A 2,757-nucleotide genomic window follows, 5' to 3' on the forward strand; every position below is an offset into this window, starting at 1 on the left:
GGCGCCGGCCAGCAGCCGGCGCCGCATGGTCCCGCCCGCCGCGACGGGTGTCACTGCGCCGACGACGACGCCGATCCCGAGGGCCGCGGGCAGCGGCACGTCGGGGTTCCGCAGGAAGTCGTTGAAGCCGATGGCGCCGAATTCCTTGAGCAGGACGGCGACCCAGAAGATCGGCAGTGAGAAGAACAGGAAGGCCATGAACGTCACGCCGTAATCCAGGGTGCTGTACTGCCGCAGGGCGGTGACGATGCCCAGGGTGATGCCGATCAGGATGGCGAGCACCGTTGCCGCGGTGACGAGGGTCAGGGTCTGGACGAGCGCGAAGCCGAGGGCCTCGGTGATGGGCTGACCGGCGATGTTTTTCCCGAGGTCACAGGAGTTGGCGAACGGAACGAGGCACTGGACAGCGCCGCCGAACCATTTGAAGTACCGCAGCGGGGCCGGGGTGTCCAGCTGCAAGAGCTCGGTCCTCGCGTCCATGAGCTGCTGCTTCTGGGGCGTGGGGTTGGCGCGGAATTCCTCGAGGGGATCGCCGGACGCCGCTGTCAGGAGATATACGAGGTAAGACGCACCGAGAAGGATGAGGGCGGCAGTCACGAGCCGCCGGAAGATGTAGGTCACCATTGGAATAGAACCTCGGAATTCGGGCCCAGGGATTGCCCGGACCGGTCGCGGAGTTTGGCCGGTTCCCGCCGATGTGGCGGCGGGACCACGGCATCGTCAGGGATGTCGCCAGAAAGGCGCCGGGACCGAAGAAGCTGTGGTCCCGACGCCTTTCCAGCAGTGTTACTTGGGGTCGCGGGCTACTTCTGCGCCCATTCCCAGAAGTTCCACCAAACGCCGGTCTGGTTCGGCATGTACTTCACACCGGTGATGCGGTCGCTGTACGCGTCCACGCCAACCGACTGGAACAGCGGCAGGCCGTAGGCCGAATCCCAGATCATCTTGTCGATCTGCGCAACGAGGCCGTCCTGCTTGCTCTTGTCGGTGGTGACAATCAGTTCGTCCATCAGCTTGTCGGCTGCGGGGTCGCTGAACTGGTTGAAGTTGGAGTCGTTGCCGGACTTGAAGATCTGCGGAACGCCGGACACGCCGACACCCGAGTTGCTCCAGCCAAAGATGGTGGCATCGTAGCTGCCGTCACCGAGGGCCTTGCCCCAGTCAGACTTGCCGAGGCCGCCGTCGACGATCTTGAAGCCGGCCTTGGTGGCGGACTCGCTGATCAGGGAGAAAGCGTCAACACGGTTGGGGTTGTCCTTGTTGTACATGATGCGAACTTCGGGGGTGGCGCCGTTGAGGAGCTTCTTGGCACCCTCGATGTCCACACCCTGGTAGGCGGAGGAACCATTGTTCTTGGCCGAGTCGGCGTACGGGGCCTGGTCCGGAACGAACAGCTGGGAGTCAAGCGGTGCAGCCTTCGGGTCCAGCTTCTTGACGATCTTGTCGACGATGTCCGTACGCGGGACGGCCTTCATGAACGCCTCGCGGACGTTCTTGTCGGCAAACGGGCCCGAGTAGTTCAGGTCGATGTGGTCGTACGCGAGCTGGTTGCCGACGTCGACCGTCACGCCCTGGCTTTCGAGTGCCTTGAGCTGCTCCACGGTGTCCGCGGATGCCTGCGGGGCGATGATGTCGGCCTCGCCGTTCTTGAGAGCCTGGACCTGGGCGGGTGCCTCACCGATGTAGCGGACGGTGATTTCGTCCAGATTGGCTTCCGGTCCCCACTTGTAGTCCTTGTTCTTGACCATGGTCAGGGACTGGTCCTGGTTGACGCTCTTGACGATGAACGGACCGTTGGAGAGGTAAAGGCTCGGATCGGCCGGCAGGGTCTTGGTGTCAAAGCCGGTGTTCCACAGGTCCGCCATAGCCTTGAGCTGGGCGTTCGCCGGCTTGGGGGCCTTGGAATCGCCGCGGGGCATGCCCTTCAGCAGGTCAATGAACGCCTTGGTGTCCGCCAGGCCTGCCTTCTTGGCCAGGACGTGGGCGGGGATGTCGACGCCGGGGCCGCCGATGGCGATTTCCCAGTCCGCGAAGGGCTTGGAGTACTTCAGCGTCATGCTGCGGCCGTCGTCACCGAGTTCCGGGAAGTCGGTGAGGGCGATACCGGTGGGGTCACCGGCGTAGGAGAAGTAGGACGTTCCGGTCTTACCTTCCGCGTCGGCGTCGTTGTAGTAACCGGAGAAGGCGGCCCACTGCAGCACAAGGTCGGCTGCGGTAACAGGAGTGCCGTCGGACCACTTCACGCCGTCGTTGATGGTGTACTTCACCGTCAGCGGATCGTCAGAGACCTTTTCCATCTTGCCGAACTTCTCATTGCGGACAACGTTGAGCTTGTTGTCGATGTAGAAGAAGCCCGAGTGCGTGGCGTAGCTGACCTTTGAATTGATGTCAGTGTTTCCATCGGCCGTGTTCGGGTTGAACGTATTAAACGCGTTGACCTCTACTACAGTTGCCGATCCGCCTTGCTTGCTTGCTGCCGCCGCAGTGGTCGGGGTTGTCCCGCCACTGTTGCCCGCGCAGGCGCTGAGGGCGATGGCAGCTGCTGCCGCCACGCCCACTGCTTTGGAAATACGACCCAAGCGCATTCCGCCTCCTTGTTTCTGTGGTGTGGGTGAGACCGGCGCCGAAGGCGCCAGACAGACGTCCACACTCCCCCAGCGGCAGTGTGGCCCGTCTCACATGGCATGAAGCGTAACCCCAAAGACCGTCCGGAGCCACCAAAGTTGACTCACCGTAAAGTTCGTTATGGAGCTGCAA

At 62.8% G+C, this 2,757-nt stretch carries 1 protein-coding gene and 1 pseudogene; both read right to left on the reverse strand.

All coding sequences use genetic code 11. From position 1 onward, the window contains the following. Nucleotides 1-624, reverse strand: a pseudogene (locus tag LQV45_RS24365) (ABC transporter permease); the annotation flags it as partial. Nucleotides 625-803: 179 nt separating this feature from the next. After that, complete coding sequence (locus LQV45_RS24370; protein ID WP_223913883.1) at nt 804-2,585, reverse strand: ABC transporter family substrate-binding protein; 1,782 nt, start codon at nt 2,583-2,585, stop codon at nt 804-806. Between the last annotated feature and the right edge of the window lie 172 nt (nt 2,586-2,757).

The sequence above is a fragment of the Microbacterium sp. Bi128 genome (genome assembly GCF_918698205.1).

Coding starts and splice junctions, on each gene's coding strand:
- LQV45_RS24370 (WP_223913883.1), bottom strand. CDS start 2,585: ATGCGCTTGGGTCGTATTTCCAAAGCAGTGGGCGTGGCGGCAGCAGCT.